Raw genomic sequence first — 16,365 nt, forward strand, 5'->3', positions numbered from 1 at the left:
AGATACAAACAGCACCACCATCCAAGGGAATTGTATGCCTCCTATTGGTAACAACACGGACGAAGATATCGAAGAGTTGGGCTCGTCCACCAATTCGAACCCGGATGCCGCGACCGAAGGCCAAGCCGCCGAAGGCGGTGAAGGCGAAGGCGCAGCCGCGCAGTCATCCAGCGCGAACACCGACGATAACGATGCGTCGCTTCTGAGCGTTGTCAAAGACGTTGTCAGCGAGCGGCCCGCAGCGGCGGCTTCGTCAGCCGAAGGCGGAACCGACGGTCAGGCGACCGGCGATTCAGCAACCCAAGCCGGACCGGACAACGAGAATTTCTCGGACGTTCCGTTCCACAAGCATCCACGGTTTCAGGAAGTCATTCGGCAGCGCAACGGCTTTCGCGAAGACGCTGGTCGGTACAAGAATATCACCGACTATCTCGACGCGAATGGCTTGAACGCCGAAGAAGCCGCCAACGCCCTGCACACTTTCGCTCGCGCGAAGGTCGACCCGGCTGGCGCCTTCGCCGAACTGAAGCCCTGGTTGCAGCAGCTCTTGGTCGCCGCCGGCGAGGTTTTGCCGGATGACCTGAGGGGGCGCGTCGAGAAGGGCGAAATGTCCGCCGAGACGGCGCTCGAACTGAGCCGGGAGCGTGCGCGCGTCAAGTCGCACGAAACACGGCAGAGCTTCGATCAGCAGCGCGCGCAGCGCCAGTCGCAGGTTTCTCTTGCGAATGAGCTCGCGACCACTGCGCAGACTTGGGAGCAGGATCGCCAGGCGAAAGACCCGAACTGGGCCGCCAAGCAACCTCTCATCATGCGGGAGATCGCTTATCTGCAGACGACCGAAGGCAAGCCGACCAACAAGGACGGCGTGCTGGCGCAGCTCAAAAAGGCATACGACGCCGTGAACAAGACGTTCGTGGCGCCCGCTGCGCAACAGTCCGGCGCACCGCCGGCAGGTCGGAAGCCCGCGATCAAGCCCGTGAATGGTGGGTCAGTCAATGGCTCGGTCCGCGAGAAGCCTCGAACCACGCTCGACATTGTTCGGGCCCGGGGGAAGGCAAGCGCGGGCTAAACTCCGGGTTTGAAAAATGGCCTTCACGGCAGACGAAATTGCCAACATCAACAACTCTGCCCTTGAAGATTATATCGACAAGGGCAAGGTCTGGGCTCAGAACGTCGCGAACAAGCCGATGCTCGAGGCGTTCAACGCCGCGGCCGGCAAGTTCTCGGGCGGCAACACCAACGTCAGCTTCGCGGTCAAGGCGGGGCAGGGCGGCGGTTCGCTGGCCGGCTATTCGGGCGACGATCAGCTTTCCTACTACAACCCGACCGGCACGAAGCGGGCTCGCTTCCCGTGGAAAGAGCACTTCATCGGCGTGCAGATCACGCACACCGAGTTGAAGATCGACGGCATCAACGTCACCGAAGACGGCGCCGATCAGACGACCAGCGAAGTCAGCGGCCGCGAAGAGCATGCCCTGGCGAACCTGCTCGACGAGAAGATGGACGACCTTGGCGAAGACTATGCGTTCAGCCTCGATCGGCTCATCCACGGCGACGGCTCGACCGACGCGAAGGCCCTTGCGGGCATTCAGTCGATCATTCTCGACGCCCCGACGCTCGGCTCGACCGGCGGTCTCTCGCGCGTCGCGCTGGCCTACTGGCGCAACCGTGCGGCGACCACCGCCAACGCCGGCGCCGGCGGGCAGGGCCCGATCGCCGTCAACACCGCCAGCGGCGGCGCGCTGATCGAGTTCTTGGAGAAAGAGTGGCTGCAGCTTTCGAAGTATCGGAAGGGCACCACGCGCTACAAGCTGTTCGCCGGTTCCGACTTCATTGCGGGCTACCGCAAGGAAATGCGGGCGAACGGCTTCTACTCCATGAACGGTCTGAAGGGCTCGGTCGACGGCTCGCAGGGCCCGGTCTACTGGAAAGAGAACCCGATCGTCTGGGACCCGACCCTCGACGATCTCGGCCTCTCCAAGCGCATGTACGTCATCGATATGAGCAAGACGGGCCTCCGCGTGCTCTACATGGACGGGCAGCGCATGAAGAAGCACAACCCGGCGCGGCCGTATGACCGCATGGTCATGTACAACGGCATCTCGACGACCGCCGTCATGATCGCGAAGCAGCTCAACACGTCCGCGGTGTATGATATCGCGTAAGACAAGGTGATACAGCGGGCGCCACGGCGCCCGTTCCACCCTTCCGGCAACCAGTTTTTGAAGAGGCTCACATGCCCGCGAATCGTATGGCCGTCGTGACGACGGTACTCGCATCGGCGGTCGCGAACGCTGCGACTGTGGACGTTCCCTATCCGACCGGCACTACGCAGGACACGTTCAACGCGGGCCTCGCCGGCCCCGGTTCCTACGTGATGTTGAACGACAACGAGAAGCTGACCGTCGCGGCGGCGCAGATTTCGCTGTCCTTCGGCGCGTCGGCGATCACCATCACCAACAACTCGACCTACACGTGGGCCGCCGGCACGAAGTTGTCGCTCGGCGCCGATCAGCAGGACGGCAACGATATCGTCCTGTTGCAGGTCCCGATCGACCTGGCGTCGATCACCGCCAACGGCGACGTCATGACCGAGATCCGGCCGGGCCTTTACGGCTCGATCGAGTATTGGGAGTTCGTTGTCACCAAGCCCGTCACCACGGCGGCCAAGGCGGCGACCCTGAACCTCGAAATCGGCACGACCAACGTCGGCGGCGGCCTGATCGCCCTGACGTCAGCGAACGCGACTCCGCTGGGCAAGGTCGTCGCCGGCGCGGCGATCACCGGCGCCAACGTGCTCACCCCGGACAGCAAACTCTCGATCGAAGCGGCCGGCGTGACGGCCTTCGCTGAAGGTCAGGGGTTCGTCAATATCCGCATCCGGAAGAACTCGGCGTTCAACTACTGATCGCCTAGGGCGGGGCCGCGCGCCCCGCTCAACTACCCACCACCGCAGCAACCTCTTTGGAGTTACCATGCACACAGCGAATATCCGCCTGTCGCTCGGCGGCGACCACGGAAACACCGTCTACAAGTGGGGCGTCACGGCGGCCGAGATCGCCGTCCTGCGCGCCATCCACGGCGAGGAGTCGGTTCAGGACGTCGAGCCGGTCGGCAACATTAAGCGCGCCCATTCCGTCGAACGCGCACGCCTGATGAATATCTACGGCAACGCCAAGGTGCCGAACAGCGAGCAACGCATTGTCGAGAACCTTTACCCGGGCGCAGCGGCTCGCGTTCACGAAGAGCTGCACGAACTGGACATTCCCGAAGCCTTCTTCAAGGCGCAGGGCCACATGACGACCGACAGCCGCCCCGGCTGGGATGCCGGCTTGCGCCAGGACGGGCCGACGATCGCCGAGTGGATGGCCGCCGGCTATCGCGCCGAGCACTACCCGCCGAACGGCTACGCCTCGAAGAGCACCGAAGAAGAGATCGCGTTGGCGATCGAATCGCAGGGCGCCGCCAAACCCGCGCCGGTCGCGCAGGACGACAACACCGACGGTGACGATGAAGACGTCGGCGAGGATATGAACGACGAGATCGGCCGGAAGAACGCCGAAGGCGACGGTGCCGACAAGGGCAGCGTTCTCGACTGAAAGGTGCTTGGGCGATGGCGCGTGGAACGACGCTGGTAAAGCTGCTGGACGATCTACGCGCCGCGCTCGGCCTCTCGCTGAACCCGGCCCACAATAATCAGGTCCGGGATCGCCAAGTTAAGGCGCTGCAAAAGACGCAAGAGTGGCTGTGGGACGATTTCACATGGCCGCATTTGCGCGTTTGGCGCAACTACCCGCTGCAGGCCGGACAGTACCTCTACGACATCCACAACGATTTCGACATCGATCGTATCGAGCGGATAGAAGTCATGAACGCGGGGCTCTGGAACCCCGTCCTGCCGGGTATCGACCCCGGGCATTTGCGCGCGCACAACACCGAGCTTGGTGAGCGCGCGTGGCCGGTCCGCCGTTGGCGCATCGCCGAGAATGAGCAGGTCGAAGTCTGGCCGATCCCCGATCAGAACGCCGAGCCGGCGACGCTCGAAGGTACGCTGAAGGTCACCGGCATTCGCCGATTGCGGCCGCTTGTCGCGGACAGCGACCGCTGCGATTTGGACGATGACGTCATCGTCAACTACGCGGCCAACAAGCTCGAGCCGGAATCGCAGAAGGGCAAGATCGCGCTCAACATCGCGAACCGGCGCCTGGCGCGGCTGAAAGGCCATCTCACGCCGCGGCGCGAGTTCAGGATGTTCGGCATCGGCCGCGCCGAACCGGTCCGGCGCCTGTTCGTCGGGCAATACAGGCCGCCGGGCGCCTGATGGGAACGCTCTGGCTCAAAGACATCAAAGGTGGGCTCGACACGCGGCGCATGAGCGAGGCGCTGCCCGGCGGCTCGGCCATTCGCGCCAATGACGGCCACGTCTCGCGCGGCGGCGAGTTCGAGCAGCGGCCAGCGTTCGTGCAGGCCTATTCTCTTCCCGCTGGCACGATCGGATTGGGCGCGACGCAGCGAAGCCTCTACGTGTTCGGCTCGGGCCCGGCGCCGGCAACGCCGCGCGGCGTGCTCTACCAGCAACTTCAGCACCCCGACGGCATCACGCCGTTGTACCGTATCCGGGCCTACGATCTCTTCGCTACGAAGCTCTACGTCGTGGCCGAATATGAAGACGGCACGATTTACCACTTCTACGACGGCCAGCGCGTCACCGACTGGCAGGACGGCCGCGCGCGGTTTCCCTTCCGCGTCGTCGCCGGCGGACCGCAGCCAGCCATTCAGGCGTCCTGCCAATTCACGGTGTCGGGCGGCTCGAACAGCATCGTCAACACGTTCGGCGATATCCAGATCGGCGGCGTGTCGATTCTCGGCGTTCCTGTGCAGCACACGGGGAACAACACCACGACGGCCGGCGCCATCGCGGCGCAGATCAACGCTTACGTGTCGAACCCGGATTACTCCGCAGCGTTCGACGGTCCCGTCGTGACCATTTTCGCCATCACCGCCGGCGCGGTCGCGAACGGGCCGACGCCGACGTTCGTCCTGAACGGCGACACGGCCGTCTCGAACGTGACGGCGATGCAGGGTGGCGCGGACGCAGCGCCTTCGCAAGTGGCCGACATTACGGTCAATGGCGTGTCGATCCTGGCCGGGCCGGTTACGTGGGCGACCAGCAACGAAGCGACGGCACAGGCGATCGTCGATTCGATCAACAGCTACGCGTCTCTGCCGGACTACACAGCGACGGCTGTCGGCGACAGGGTGAATATCCTGGCCGCCGATCCCGGGGTTGCGGCGAACGGCTTTGCGGTCGCTTTTACGTTGCTGCGGGGCATGACGTTCACGCCGGCGGGCATTCTGTCCGGCGGGCTCGACCCCGGCAACATCTTTCAATCCGGCACGTTCGCGAAGACGATCGGCTCGAAAGAGTACGTCACGAACGGTCAATATCTGAACTTCTCGGCGATCGACAACCCGACCGGGTTTCAAACCACTGCGACAGCGCCGGACAACACCGGCGCCGGTTTCATCGATATGTCGACACAGGCCGGCGGCTCGGAATCGCTGCAGGCCCTCGCGAAGTATCAGCAGTGGATTGCAGTCTTCGCCGAGCGCGTTACGCAGATTTGGGCAATCGACCCGGACCCGACGAAATACGCGCAGGTTCAGGTTCTCAACAACATGGGGACGACCAGCCCGCGCAGCGTGACGCAATTCGGCGACAGCGACGTCTTCTTCCTAGACGAGAGCGGCGTCCGCTCCCTGCGCGCCCGCGACGCCTCGAATGCCGCTTCGACGAGCGACGTAGGCGTGGCCGTCGATACGCTCGTTGTCGACAAGATCCGGCCCATGTCGACCGCCGATCGCAGCAAGATCGTCGGACTGATCGAACCGACGTCCGGTCGTTTTTGGCTCGGCTTCAAAGACCTGATCGTCGTGCTGAGCTTCTTCGAGGGCTCGAAAATCAGTTCGTGGGCAACCTACACGCCTGGCGTGGATGGCGTGCCGTTTCTGGTGGACGACTACGCGGTCTTCAAAAAGAAGGTCTATTTGCGGTCCGGCGACACGATCTACGTGTTCGGCGGGCTCGGCAATGACGTCATTTACGACGAGACGTCACCGGAGCTCTGGACGCCATACCTCGATTGCGGGGCACCGGCCGACGACAAGCAGTTCCGGACGCTCGACGTCGGCTGCGAAGGACAGTGGGAAGTTCGGGTCGCGTTCGATCCGAAGAACCCGAACGTGTCGGACAAAGTCGCCGTGGTTAACGGCTCGACCTACGCCGGCGACAAGATCCCGTTCGAGCACAGAACGACGCATGTCAGTCTGCGCTTTAAGGGTGTCGGCGCCGGCGAAAAGAAGGTGTCGTCGGCGGTCATCAAATTCGACGGGGACGGCGGCGAATGATGTATGTCCGTCTCGCCATGCCGGAAGAGGAAGACACGTTCGTCGAGCTTGCCAGGCTGATGCTCCCGGAGAACTACCCGCACCTGACGTTCAGCGAGGAAAACACCCGGGAGACCTTCCGCCGGTACATCGCCAGCGCGCACCCGACGATCTTCTTCGCCGAGCAGGACGGCCAGGTTATCGGCGTCGCGCAGGCGACGATCTCGGCCTTTGATTTTGCCGATGGCATTTATACGACGCTTTGTGGTACATATGTTCGACCCGACAAACGCGGCACTCGGGCCGCCGCGCTGTTGTTGCAGGAATTTTCCCGTTGGAGCGATCAGCTAGGCGCGATCGAGAGCACGGGCGGCAACGACAACAATCTGACGACTGATCGCACGATACGCCTAATGGGCCATTTTGGCTGGGAGTGTGTCGGAGCGTTCCTCAGACGGAAGGCCGGGGTCAATGGCGAAAAAGGGCGGTGACGACGCGGCAGCGCAGAACGCCGCACAGGCGCGCGCCGACGAACAGGCCCGGCAGGCCAATATCCGGAACGGCACGGCGCGGATCAACGCTCTGTTCGACGGAACGCCGGTTCCTGCATTGACGACTTCGAGCGGCACGCCGCCAGATTTGTCGCACGCGATGGGCGGTACCGACTCGACGAGCGCAACGCCGGACCCGCTCGCCGGCAACACGTTCAAGGGCTTCACCGACGATTTCTTCAAGGGGGTTGGCAACGCCTACACCCAATACGCGACGCCGCAGCTCGAAGATCAGCTCGCCGACGCGCGGAAGCAACTGACCTATTCGCTCGATCGCCAGCACTTGCTGAATAGCTCGGCACGGTCCGATCTCGAAGGCACGTTGAACAAGCAAGCCGGTACCGCGCAACAGCAGATCGCAGACACCGCTCTGTCGACGGAGAACCAGGCCCGCAATTCGGTCGCGCAGGCGCGTTCGGACCTGATTAACGAGCTCAACACGACCGGCGACAACCAGCAGTCTGTAAGTGACGCCCTGTCGCGCGCGACGGCCTTGTCGCAGCCGCAGCAGTTCTCGCCGCTCGGCCAGCTCTTCTCGAACTTCACCAGCGCGCTCGGGACGCAGGCGAACGCTGAACGCGCGCAGTATTACAGCGGCGGCACGGTCAAGGCGCCGTTCAACACCGGCCTGTTTGCGCCGAGCGGTTCGGTAAAGGTGTCATAATGGACCCGCTTTCACTTGCACTTCTCGGCGGCGGTTCGACCATCGTATCGTCGATTCTGGGCAACAACGCGAACGACGCGGTCAATGCGGCGCGCGCCAAGGTCATCGCGGCCGAACGCACCAGGCAGCAAGCGCTCGATACCGAAGCGCAGGGCGTCAACAACCAGTCGCTCGGCCGGTACGCCAATTTCGATCAGCAGCAGGCCGCAGACACGGCCCGGCTCGCCGACATGTTCAAGGCGCCCGTAACGACGTTCAACACGGCACAGACGACGAACCCGCTGCCGGCGACGCCGTCCGACCTTGTTGCGCGGGATCTAACGAACCGCAATGCGATCGCCAGCAACTACGTCGCCAATCAAGGCGACGCACTGGCGAACCTGCGTTCGTTCGGCGATCTCATGGGCACGATCGGTCGCGGTCAGGCGCAGGACGCGCAGGCAGTCAACCAGATCGGTGGCTTCAAGAAAGGGTCGCAGGCGGTCGAACAGCTCGAGCTCGACAGCGCCAACAACGCCGGCAACAGCTACAAGGCGCTGTCGGACTTGTTCGGCGGGCTTGGTAAGGTCGGGTTGACCGCGGGCCTGTCCGGCTCGTTTGCACCGGCAGCGGCCGCTGTGAAGCCCGCCGTCGGAAATCTTGCCGCCAGCTTGGCGCCGAACGGCTCGAACGTCTTCGCGAGCGGCGCCACGCCGTTCCTCACCTACGGGGCATAATATGGCCGTCCGGCGAAATGGGCTCTACTTCGACCCGACGATTGCGTCGGCGTTCGACAACCTGGCCGAAGCGTTCAAGACGCCAACCGGCGCGGACGTCTACGGCTACACGAAAGCGAACGCCGAGCGCGAGAAGGCGGCGCGGCTGTCCGATCTCTACAACAACCCTAACCAGCCGGATTTCGATCGCAGGAACATCGCCGTCGGCAACTACACGCCGATCCAGAGCTTCTACGCGCAGGATCAGAATAACGCGACGACGCGCCGCAACGCCGACGTGTCCGCGTCGTCGGCCGCCAATGTGGCGAACATCAACAATGCCGGCGCGCTCGCACGGCAGAACGCGCAGCCTGTCATTCTCAGCGACGGGCAGACGGCCGTCTTGCCGGTCCAGACCGCCGAAGCCACGGGTTTGCCGGGTATGTTCCGCGGTAACGTCACGACCAACCCGGGCCAGACGGTCAACACGGCGACCGGCGAGACGATCGTCGGCCAGCCGAAGCCGCTGACCGATAGCGAGATGACGGCAGCTATCATCGCCAAACAGCCGGAAGAAGCTCAGCGCGCGTTCGCTATGCGTGGCGTCGGCACAACCAACGTGCAGGACGCCAAGGGCGAGCCGGTTGTCGCCTTCACGCCCGACGCCGTCGGCAAGACGCCATACATTCAGGACAAAGGTCAGACGCAGGTCGCGAACTACAAGACGCCCGCCGGCGCCGTCGGTACCGCGCGTTTCGACAAGGATTCTAACAAGTGGTTCGACACGCAGACCGGCGCCGAGCTGCCGGCCGGCGTTCAGACCTACAGCGCGAACCTGCAGGGCGATCAGAAAAGCACCGGGCTCGGCACGACGGCGAACAACAACATCGACAGCCAACTCGTCGACCTGGCGCTGGTCGACCAGACGTCGAAGCAGCTCCGCAACCTTGTCACGAACAACAAGGCGGTGCAGGGCCTCGCCGGCAGCATCCGCGGCACGGTGCAGGACGTGTTGCAGTCGGGGAACGAAGTCGGCCAGCTCTTCAAAGTCAACATGAAGAAGATGCAGGACGATATCGCCGCCGGGCGCGTCGATCCGGCTATCGCGAAGCAGTTCACGAACTTCGATCCGAACATTCCCGCGGTGAACATGCTCGAAACGTTGCTCACTGCGCAGGTCGCGAAGGTGCTTGACCCCGATGGCCGGATCTCGAACGACCGCTATAAGCAGGTCGCGAGTGCGCTCGGCCAGGGCGGTCTCACCGGCAACACGGCGCGCACGATCGCGACGCTCGACCAGCTCGACAAGATCACCGCCGATCGGCGCGGACTGCTGTCCGGCATTCGTCCGGATGCGGCTCGAGCCGTGCAGGGCGGGGTGCCCACGCCGGCCGCAACGCCGACCCCGGCACCGAGCAGCCCGGCCGCGCCGGAAGTTTGGGAGCGCGGGCCGGACGGACAGCTTAGGCGGGCGCAATGAGGCAGGTACAGTTCGAAGGTCGCGTCATTCAGGTTCCGGACGACGCGACCGACGCCGAAGTGTCGCAGATCCTGTCGACGCAGCCAGCAGCGCCGGCGTCGAACCTGTCTGATGTGGCCGCTTCGACGGCTCCCGCAGTCGCGTCGCAGCCCGCCGTGGCGGCCGCGGCGGCCGACGCGGACACCGCGGCGCTGACGAAGGTTTCGCAACCGAAGGGCTGGTACGACACGCTGCACGACGCCGTGTTCGGGCCGCCGGCCGCACCAGCGCCGGAAGCGCCGTCCCGTGGCGTAATGGGTACGCTGAGCGATATCGGCGACCAGGGCGCCTATCTGGCGCGTGGTGCGCGACGTGGCGTCGCGAACATCGTCGGCTTGCCGGTCGATCTGGTGAACGCGGGGATGGCCGTCGCCGGCGCGCCGGTCAGCCCGAAGCCGTTCATGGGCTCGAAATCGATCGACGAAGCGCTTGGCGGCTTCGGGCTCATCCCTGAAGTGCGACCGCCGAGTACGATGACCGAGCGCTTGCTGAGCCGTACCGGCGAAGAAATCGGCGCGGCCGCAGTCCCTGTCGGCGCCGCTGTGCAGGCCGGCAAGATGGGCGTCGAAGCCGCTCGCGAATTGCCCGTCCTGGCGCGCATGTTCGTAGAACCTGCCGCGATCAACCCAGTTCGTTTTGCTGTGCGCGAAGGCTCGACTGCAGCCGCAGCGGGGACCGGCGCAGGCCTCGCCGGCGAAGCGGCGCGCGGTATGGGTGCGCAGGAACACGGCACAGCCGCTAACACGCTGGACATTCTCGGCGCGCTCGGCGGCGCGGGGGCGCTCGGCGCGGCTCGCATTGTCGAACGGCCGCTAAATGACGTCAGACAGGCGCTCTTCAATCGCGACAAGTTCAGCAACCAACTCGTCAAGGAAAACGTCACCGACCGTCTGCTTAACAACGCCGAGACGCTCCCGAAGGTGGAAGGCCAACCGATTGATTCGCAGCCGCTCGTAGACGCGATCAATCGGGGCCCTCGCGTTAGCGAGACGATCCCCGGTTTCAAAGAGAGCATCGCCGATCGCACAGCCGACCCGGGGCTCGCGACGCTGGAATACGGCCGTCAGACCGGCACGAACGCCAGAGAGTTCGCCGCGCGCCGTACCGAGAACACCGCTGCGGTCGATGCAGAGATGCAGCGGAACGCCCCGAACGGCAACCCGGCGGATCTGCGCGCCGAGCTCGATCTAGAGCGCGGCCGCCGCCTGACCGATGCCGGCGTGCAGACGCAGAACGCGCAGGACGCATTCGAGCGCGCAACGCAGTCGCTGCGTCCCGTGATGACCGGCGAGGGCCGCGGGGCGAATATCCGTCAGGCGCTGGAAGGCGCCAGCGCGGACGCGCGGGCTATCGTCGGCGAGGCGTGGGCCCCGTTGAACCGGAGCGGCGAGCAGGTCGACATGGCGCCGCTGGCGCGGGACTTCGCGCGCGTCAATCGCGGGCTGTCCACCGCCGAGCGCGAGCGTTTCCAGCCCAACGAGGCGGGTATTCCGCAGCGCCTGTCGGGCGAGCGGCCCGTCGAGCCGCCGCAGGTCGACGCGGCGGGCAACCCCGTCACGGAGCCGATCACGCAGCCGCTGCGCGAAGTGACCGGCCTGCGCAGCGCGCTCACCGACGCATCGCGAGAAGCCCGCACGGCGGGCCGTACGAACGAGGCGCGCATCATCGACGAGCACGTGACGGCGCTCGACAACTATCTCGACCAGAACGTTCCGGAGACGCTGCGCCAGCAGTACGACGCGGCACGCGACGCCACGGTCGACTATCACGACCGCTTCACGCGACCGCAGTCGGCCATTGCGCAGACGCTCGACCGCACCGAAGGTCAGTACCGCCAGCCCGACAGTGCCATCGCCGGCAAGTTCGTGCAGGCCGACGAAGGCCGGATCAACGAGTTCCGCAACCTGATGAGGGAGACCGGCAACGATGACCGGACGATCAGCGCTGTTCGAGATCAAATCCTGGCTGATGTCCGAGATCGCGGACTGCTCGAGCGACCCGACCAACTCCGCGAATACCTTGGCCGCTACAACACCGTCCTGTCCGACCCCCGCTTTGCGGGTGTTCGCGGCCAGCTTGATAATGCGGCGGGCCTACGCCGATCGCTCGACGAAGCGACGGCCAGCCAGGCGAACTTGACGCGTGAGCTCGGCGCGCCGGATCGACCCGGCACGAGCACTGTCGGCAAGTATCTGGCTTACGGCGACGAGCGGTCGCAAGACGCCTTGAAGGGTATTATCGCGTCGAAGAACCCCGGCGCCGCGATCGATGAAGCCCTGAATTTCGTCAACAACGACGCCCGGGCCGTCGAAGGCGCGAAGAAGTCGTTCTGGGACCTGATGCAGAGCAAGTCGCGGTCGAACGGTGAGACGACGCGCACGACCGACGGCACGCAGCCGTGGATGCCGAACCGGCTGAAGAATTTTCTCGACGACCCCGCGAACGCGGCCGTCGCCGAGCGGCTTTACCGCGACGATCCGGAACAGCTTGCGCGTGTCCGGAAGATCGCCGACGAGCTGCAGAACGTCGACCTGCGGTCCCGCGGCAAGGCGCCGAACACGTCCGGCACGTCGCAGGGCCTGTCGAACGTGCTCACGCCCGAGACGCTGCAAAGCCGCCTCTACGCCTACAAGCGCGGGCAGACGTCGCTCGGTTTCATGTTGACCGCGCTCGGCTCGGTCGCGGCTCGGCGCTTGGTGCGCGGCGCGCAGGGCGACGCGATCGAGCGGCTGCTCGACAAGGCGCTGCTCGACCCGGATCTCGCCGCGCAGCTATTGAAAGAGAACAACCCGGCGAATCGCGCCGCCCTGGCGCGCACCACGAAGGCCTATCTCGGCAACGAGGCGTCGACTCTGACGGACATTCTGACCGGCCAGCCGGCACCCGATGACGTCAAGGACGCGATCAACAGGGACGACAAGAATGGCCGGTAACGTGCAACAATACGCCCTGCAGTGGCTGCAAAAGCGGGGCTACGGCCTGCCGCAGGCCGCGGCGATGGTCGGGCACGGCGTGCAGGAAAGCGGGCTGAACCCGAACGCCACGGGCGACAACGGGACGGCATACGGCGCTTTTCAGTGGCGCGGGCCGCGCCTGGCCGGGCTCTACAGCTTCGCCCGCGAGACGGGGCAGGACCCCGCCAATCTCGACACGCAGCTCGGCTATATGGACCGCGAGCTCCGCACGACCGAGAAGGGTGCCGGCGACGCGCTGTTCGGCGCGACCAACGTCCGCGACGCGGTGCGCGCCGGCATGGCCTTCGAGCGCCCGCAGGGCTACACGACGGCCAATCCGGAAGCCGGACATGGGTGGGCGAACCGATACGGCGTGGCGGCCGGGCTTGCTGGCGAGACGCCCGTAGCGGGGCCCGCGCCGATCGCCGCGGCGATGCAGCCCGCCGTTCTGCCGGCCGAGCCCGTGGGGCTTGCAGCGGCGTTCGTGCAGCCGCCGGCGGAAGATGAGTTCACGCGCCGTCAGGCGGTGGCCGCAGCAGAGGCGCAACAGCGCCGACAGGCGCTGCTCGGCGGGAGCGGCCTCGCGCAGCTCTACGGCTAGGCCCCGTCGCTGCTCAGGAACGCGAACATGCGGCGACCACTTTCGGATCAGCCAGAACAGACTCCGCTGTGGACTTTGCGCTTAGCTTAACGCGCACTACGTCAAGCGCCTTGACGCCAAATCGCGAAAAATCTTCAAGACTGGGATAGATCGCGCCATCACTGGGGCGCTTGTAAATGAATACTTTCGCGCCGTTCAATACATAATCCAGTTGCTTCGGTGTCATACTTTGTCCTTGAGGTCTTTGATCCTGTCGTTGATGGCCAGAGCTTCAGCATGATCACCTCGTGCAGCGGCTTCGTCGCGGTTAGCGCGAAGCTTAGCCAACAGGGCGTCTCTACGCTCTTGAAGTCTCCATAGGCCATTGGTGAAGCCGCCTGCCTTGAGGTTGCGAGGTCCATGCGGGGCCTTTGGATAATTAACGACAACCATTTTACTGCCTCCATAGCTGGCCTTGCTTTTATAAGCGGTGCCGGTTATGGTGTCAATAAGCGGCACCGCTTATGGGAGGTGGTTTTGACAATTTTTCCGGCACCGGATATTCCCCGCCGTATGGGGCGGCCTCCGTTGGGAATTCGATCAACAAACGTGCGCATCTCGGAGGAAATCCGGGAGCGCATTCGCGCGCTCGTTGGCGATCAGGGGATGGCCCAATTCATCCGTGAGGCCATTGAGCGGGAAGTGAAGCGTCGCGAGAAAGCGGATAAGACGAAAGACTAAGCGTCCATCCTCGGTCAGGGGTCACCACGACCAATAGTCGGTCAGCGGCTCGACGCCGTCCGGGCGGCGGTATTGCCATGCACCCTTCTCGCGCCGGCGAAACAGTACACTGCCGCCGCGGGCCGTAGAGCCGTCGATCAGCGTGACGCTCTTCCAAGGCACGGTCTTAACGGGGTGCCATTCACCGTCGTAGTCATCGCGCCACGCCTGGATTATCAACGCGAGAAGCGCCGCGCAGATGATTCCAAGAATAACGAAAGTCGCACGGTCTGGGGCGGTGTATAGAACCACGGTCACGATCGCGACGGCGGTATAGAGTAGTACCCTGGTAAGTTTCACTTCAAGCATTCCAAAATCAACGGTTGAATGTATAGGCGTGTGTCTCTGAGTTGCGAAGCGTTAATTAGTCGTACTCGACAGACACCCGATACGCGCCCAAAAAAGTGCCCAAAACGCGTATGAAGTGACATACATACAAGATACAAAACATCAATTTTTGCAATGAGTTCAAGGTTATGGCCTTGTATCGCAAATCAAAGTAATGTAACAGGCAGGCTGAAGCGAGGGCAGGGACGGCATGGCGACTGCGAAAATGAGCGTGGCTGACGTGGAGGAGTTCCTGCGGAGGGAATTCCCGCAGGCGTTCGTCTACGACGATGTCCGGATCGAAAGCGCCGACGGCGAGACCGCCCTGCTGCGCCAGCGCTTCAGCGAGCGCATGCTGCGGCCGGGCGGTACGGTGTCCGGGCCGACCCTGATGGGGCTGGCGGATTTCGCGATGTACGTGGTGCTGCTGTCGGCGATCGGGCCGGTTGGCCTTGCCGTGACCACCAACCTCAACATCAACTTCCTGCGCAAGGGTCAGCCGGGGCAGGACGTACTTGCGGTGGCGAGGCTGCTCAAGCTCGGCAAGCGGCTCGCGGTCGGCGAGGTCAACCTGCTGTCCGGCTCGTCTCCCGATCCCATCGCCCATGTCACGGCGACCTATTCCATTCCAAATCAATAGGCTTTTCTACGGTATTATTGCACCATAATTGCAAGCCATTGTTTTTTCTGATGTAATTTGAGCGCGTGGGCGTTGACGCGCGATCGCGGCTTCTCTAGAAAGCTGCCAGTTCGGCGCATACGGCGCCGATTTCTTTTTCACGGATTTCACACATGAGCACGTTCTCGGCCAAGCCCGCCGAAGTGACGAAGAAGTGGGTCGTGATCGACGCCAAGGGTCTGGTCGTCGGTCGTCTCGCCACGCTCGTCGCGATGCGCCTGCGCGGCAAACACCTGCCCACCTACACCCCGCATGTCGATTGCGGCGACAACGTCATCATCGTCAACGCCGCGCATGTGGTGCTGACCGGTCGCAAGCGCGACCAGAAGACCTACTACAAGCACACCGGCTTCATCGGTGGCATCAAGGAGCGCACCGCGAAGCAGATCCTCGAGGGTCGCTTCCCCGAGCGCGTCGTCGAGAAGGCGATCGAGCGCATGATCCCGCGTGGTCCGCTCGGCCGCATGCAGATGGGCAATCTGCGCGTCTATCCGGGTGCCGATCATCCGCATGAAGCGCAGAGCCCCGAGAAGGTCGATATCGCTTCCCTGAATCGCAAGAACACGAGGGCCGCATAATGTCCGATACGTTGCAGTCCCTCGACCAGCTCTCGCAGGTCAAGCCGGCCGCTCCCGACGCGCCGAAATACGTCAAGAAGGTCGACAAGTACAACCGCGCTTACGCCACCGGCAAGCGCAAGGACGCGGTCGCCCGCGTCTGGGTCAAGCCGGGCTCCGGCAAGATCTCGGTCAACACCCGCGAGTTCGAAGTCTACTTCGCCCGCCCGGTGCTGCGCATGATGATCCAGCAGCCGCTGGTCGCTGCCGCCCGTAACGGCCAGTACGACGTGATCTGCACCGTCGCCGGCGGCGGTCTCTCCGGCCAGGCCGGTGCTGTCCGCCACGGCATCTCGAAGGCGCTCACCAACTTCGAGCCCGAGCTGCGCGGCGTCCTCAAGAAGGGCGGCTTCCTGACCCGCGACAGCCGCTCGGTCGAGCGCAAGAAGTACGGCAAGGCGAAGGCCCGCAAGTCCTTCCAGTTCTCGAAGCGCTAATTCGAGTTCTAAAATTCGCGGCAATTGCCGCGGGCATCGAGTTGCAGAGGGCGCCGCGAGGCGCCCTTTTTGCTGCGTCCGACCGGCGATGCTTCGGCGCGAATTAGCGCAGTTTTTCATGAAAACTTGCGTGTGCGTGCAAACGAAATTGGAACTCGCACCTTCTAGCTTGCGG

At 64.0% G+C, this 16,365-nt stretch carries 19 protein-coding genes; 16 read left to right on the forward strand and 3 right to left on the reverse strand.

Going from position 1 to position 16,365, the window contains the following annotated elements; genetic code table 11:
- The first annotated feature begins 34 nt into the window (after positions 1-34).
- The 12 genes from Q2M23_RS24750 (at position 35) to Q2M23_RS24805 (ending at position 13,371) form a co-directional block, all read left to right on the forward strand.
- The gene (locus Q2M23_RS24750; RefSeq protein ID WP_316397341.1) at positions 35-1,069 is read left to right on the forward strand and encodes a hypothetical protein; all 1,035 of its coding nucleotides are present in this window, start codon (positions 35-37) and stop codon (positions 1,067-1,069) included.
- Between the two features lie 16 nt (positions 1,070-1,085).
- A complete protein-coding gene (locus Q2M23_RS24755) occupies positions 1,086-2,165 on the forward strand; it encodes a phage major capsid protein (RefSeq protein WP_316397342.1) in 1,080 nt (359 codons plus the stop codon).
- Positions 2,166-2,236: 71 nt separating this feature from the next.
- Positions 2,237-2,908 carry a hypothetical protein gene (locus tag Q2M23_RS24760; RefSeq protein ID WP_316397343.1) on the forward strand — a complete coding sequence of 224 codons (672 nt, stop codon included), beginning with the start codon at positions 2,237-2,239 and terminating at the stop codon, positions 2,906-2,908.
- Positions 2,909-2,975: 67 nt separating this feature from the next.
- Positions 2,976-3,599, forward strand: a complete 624-nt coding sequence (locus Q2M23_RS24765; RefSeq protein WP_316397344.1) for a hypothetical protein — start codon at positions 2,976-2,978, stop codon at positions 3,597-3,599.
- Positions 3,600-3,613: 14 nt separating this feature from the next.
- Positions 3,614-4,321 carry a hypothetical protein gene (locus tag Q2M23_RS24770; protein ID WP_316397345.1) on the forward strand — a complete coding sequence of 236 codons (708 nt, stop codon included), beginning with the start codon at positions 3,614-3,616 and terminating at the stop codon, positions 4,319-4,321.
- On the forward strand, positions 4,321-6,408 hold the full coding sequence (locus Q2M23_RS24775; protein ID WP_316397346.1) for a hypothetical protein: 2,088 nt from the start codon (positions 4,321-4,323) through the stop codon (positions 6,406-6,408). Before Q2M23_RS24770 ends, Q2M23_RS24775 begins: the two co-directional genes overlap by 1 nt.
- Positions 6,405-6,878, forward strand: coding sequence for a GNAT family N-acetyltransferase (locus tag Q2M23_RS24780; RefSeq protein ID WP_316397347.1), 474 nt, complete (start codon positions 6,405-6,407; stop codon positions 6,876-6,878). Before Q2M23_RS24775 ends, Q2M23_RS24780 begins: the two co-directional genes overlap by 4 nt.
- Entirely contained in the window at positions 6,859-7,602 is a 744-nt protein-coding gene (locus Q2M23_RS24785; protein WP_316397348.1) for a hypothetical protein, read from the forward strand. Before Q2M23_RS24780 ends, Q2M23_RS24785 begins: the two co-directional genes overlap by 20 nt.
- Positions 7,602-8,318: a hypothetical protein gene (locus Q2M23_RS24790; RefSeq protein ID WP_316397349.1), complete on the forward strand. Its 717-nt coding sequence runs from the start codon at positions 7,602-7,604 to the stop codon at positions 8,316-8,318. The genes Q2M23_RS24785 and Q2M23_RS24790 overlap by 1 nt, the downstream gene beginning before the upstream one ends.
- A 1-nt stretch (position 8,319) precedes the next feature.
- Positions 8,320-9,777, forward strand: coding sequence for a hypothetical protein (locus tag Q2M23_RS24795; RefSeq protein WP_316397350.1), 1,458 nt, complete (start codon positions 8,320-8,322; stop codon positions 9,775-9,777).
- On the forward strand, positions 9,774-12,749 hold the full coding sequence (locus Q2M23_RS24800) for a hypothetical protein (protein WP_316397351.1): 2,976 nt from the start codon (positions 9,774-9,776) through the stop codon (positions 12,747-12,749). Before Q2M23_RS24795 ends, Q2M23_RS24800 begins: the two co-directional genes overlap by 4 nt.
- The gene (locus Q2M23_RS24805; RefSeq protein WP_316397352.1) at positions 12,739-13,371 is read left to right on the forward strand and encodes a phage tail tip lysozyme; all 633 of its coding nucleotides are present in this window, start codon (positions 12,739-12,741) and stop codon (positions 13,369-13,371) included. The genes Q2M23_RS24800 and Q2M23_RS24805 overlap by 11 nt, the downstream gene beginning before the upstream one ends.
- A gap of 13 nt (positions 13,372-13,384) precedes the next feature.
- Here Q2M23_RS24805 and Q2M23_RS24810 read toward each other — a convergent pair whose 3' ends face one another.
- Positions 13,385-13,597, reverse strand: a complete 213-nt coding sequence (locus Q2M23_RS24810) for a hypothetical protein (protein WP_316397353.1) — start codon at positions 13,595-13,597, stop codon at positions 13,385-13,387.
- On the reverse strand, positions 13,594-13,803 hold the full coding sequence (locus tag Q2M23_RS24815; RefSeq protein WP_316397354.1) for a hypothetical protein: 210 nt from the start codon (positions 13,801-13,803) through the stop codon (positions 13,594-13,596). Before Q2M23_RS24815 ends, Q2M23_RS24810 begins: the two co-directional genes overlap by 4 nt.
- Before the next feature lie 84 nt (positions 13,804-13,887).
- Between Q2M23_RS24815 and Q2M23_RS24820 the strand changes: the two genes are divergently transcribed.
- Entirely contained in the window at positions 13,888-14,091 is a 204-nt protein-coding gene (locus Q2M23_RS24820; protein WP_316397355.1) for a hypothetical protein, read from the forward strand.
- Positions 14,092-14,112: 21 nt separating this feature from the next.
- Here Q2M23_RS24820 and Q2M23_RS24825 read toward each other — a convergent pair whose 3' ends face one another.
- Positions 14,113-14,439 (reverse strand): hypothetical protein, encoded by a 327-nt coding sequence (locus Q2M23_RS24825; RefSeq protein ID WP_316397356.1) that lies wholly within the window; start codon positions 14,437-14,439, stop codon positions 14,113-14,115.
- Positions 14,440-14,668: 229 nt separating this feature from the next.
- Between Q2M23_RS24825 and Q2M23_RS24830 the strand changes: the two genes are divergently transcribed.
- The 3 genes from Q2M23_RS24830 (at position 14,669) to rpsI (ending at position 16,190) form a co-directional block, all read left to right on the forward strand.
- On the forward strand, positions 14,669-15,097 hold the full coding sequence (locus Q2M23_RS24830; RefSeq protein ID WP_057020654.1) for a PaaI family thioesterase: 429 nt from the start codon (positions 14,669-14,671) through the stop codon (positions 15,095-15,097).
- 152 nt (positions 15,098-15,249) lie between these two features.
- Positions 15,250-15,714 carry a 50S ribosomal protein L13 gene (gene rplM, locus Q2M23_RS24835; RefSeq protein ID WP_016840522.1) on the forward strand — a complete coding sequence of 155 codons (465 nt, stop codon included), beginning with the start codon at positions 15,250-15,252 and terminating at the stop codon, positions 15,712-15,714.
- Entirely contained in the window at positions 15,714-16,190 is a 477-nt protein-coding gene (gene rpsI, locus Q2M23_RS24840) for a 30S ribosomal protein S9 (RefSeq protein WP_028333930.1), read from the forward strand. Before rplM ends, rpsI begins: the two co-directional genes overlap by 1 nt.
- The last annotated feature ends 175 nt before the right edge of the window (positions 16,191-16,365 follow it).

It is taken from the genome of Bradyrhizobium sp. 33ap4, assembly GCF_032654765.1.
GTDB lineage: Bacteria > Pseudomonadota > Alphaproteobacteria > Rhizobiales > Xanthobacteraceae > Bradyrhizobium > Bradyrhizobium australafricanum.

What these genes read in the sequence shown, in the direction of transcription:
- Q2M23_RS24750 (WP_316397341.1), top strand. Translation starts at nt 35, where the DNA reads ATGCCTCCTATTGGTAACAACACGGACGAAGATATCGAAGAGTTGGGC.
- Q2M23_RS24755 (WP_316397342.1), top strand. Translation starts at nt 1,086, where the DNA reads ATGGCCTTCACGGCAGACGAAATTGCCAACATCAACAACTCTGCCCTT.
- Q2M23_RS24760 (WP_316397343.1), top strand. Translation starts at nt 2,237, where the DNA reads ATGCCCGCGAATCGTATGGCCGTCGTGACGACGGTACTCGCATCGGCG.
- Q2M23_RS24765 (WP_316397344.1), top strand. Translation starts at nt 2,976, where the DNA reads ATGCACACAGCGAATATCCGCCTGTCGCTCGGCGGCGACCACGGAAAC.
- Q2M23_RS24770 (WP_316397345.1), top strand. Translation starts at nt 3,614, where the DNA reads ATGGCGCGTGGAACGACGCTGGTAAAGCTGCTGGACGATCTACGCGCC.
- Q2M23_RS24775 (WP_316397346.1), top strand. Translation starts at nt 4,321, where the DNA reads ATGGGAACGCTCTGGCTCAAAGACATCAAAGGTGGGCTCGACACGCGG.
- Q2M23_RS24780 (WP_316397347.1), top strand. Translation starts at nt 6,405, where the DNA reads ATGATGTATGTCCGTCTCGCCATGCCGGAAGAGGAAGACACGTTCGTC.
- Q2M23_RS24785 (WP_316397348.1), top strand. Translation starts at nt 6,859, where the DNA reads ATGGCGAAAAAGGGCGGTGACGACGCGGCAGCGCAGAACGCCGCACAG.
- Q2M23_RS24790 (WP_316397349.1), top strand. Translation starts at nt 7,602, where the DNA reads ATGGACCCGCTTTCACTTGCACTTCTCGGCGGCGGTTCGACCATCGTA.
- Q2M23_RS24795 (WP_316397350.1), top strand. Translation starts at nt 8,320, where the DNA reads ATGGCCGTCCGGCGAAATGGGCTCTACTTCGACCCGACGATTGCGTCG.
- Q2M23_RS24800 (WP_316397351.1), top strand. Translation starts at nt 9,774, where the DNA reads ATGAGGCAGGTACAGTTCGAAGGTCGCGTCATTCAGGTTCCGGACGAC.
- Q2M23_RS24805 (WP_316397352.1), top strand. Translation starts at nt 12,739, where the DNA reads ATGGCCGGTAACGTGCAACAATACGCCCTGCAGTGGCTGCAAAAGCGG.
- Q2M23_RS24810 (WP_316397353.1), bottom strand. Translation starts at nt 13,597, where the DNA reads ATGACACCGAAGCAACTGGATTATGTATTGAACGGCGCGAAAGTATTC.
- Q2M23_RS24815 (WP_316397354.1), bottom strand. Translation starts at nt 13,803, where the DNA reads ATGGTTGTCGTTAATTATCCAAAGGCCCCGCATGGACCTCGCAACCTC.
- Q2M23_RS24825 (WP_316397356.1), bottom strand. Translation starts at nt 14,439, where the DNA reads ATGCTTGAAGTGAAACTTACCAGGGTACTACTCTATACCGCCGTCGCG.
- Q2M23_RS24830 (WP_057020654.1), top strand. Translation starts at nt 14,669, where the DNA reads ATGGCGACTGCGAAAATGAGCGTGGCTGACGTGGAGGAGTTCCTGCGG.
- rplM (WP_016840522.1), top strand. Translation starts at nt 15,250, where the DNA reads ATGAGCACGTTCTCGGCCAAGCCCGCCGAAGTGACGAAGAAGTGGGTC.
- rpsI (WP_028333930.1), top strand. Translation starts at nt 15,714, where the DNA reads ATGTCCGATACGTTGCAGTCCCTCGACCAGCTCTCGCAGGTCAAGCCG.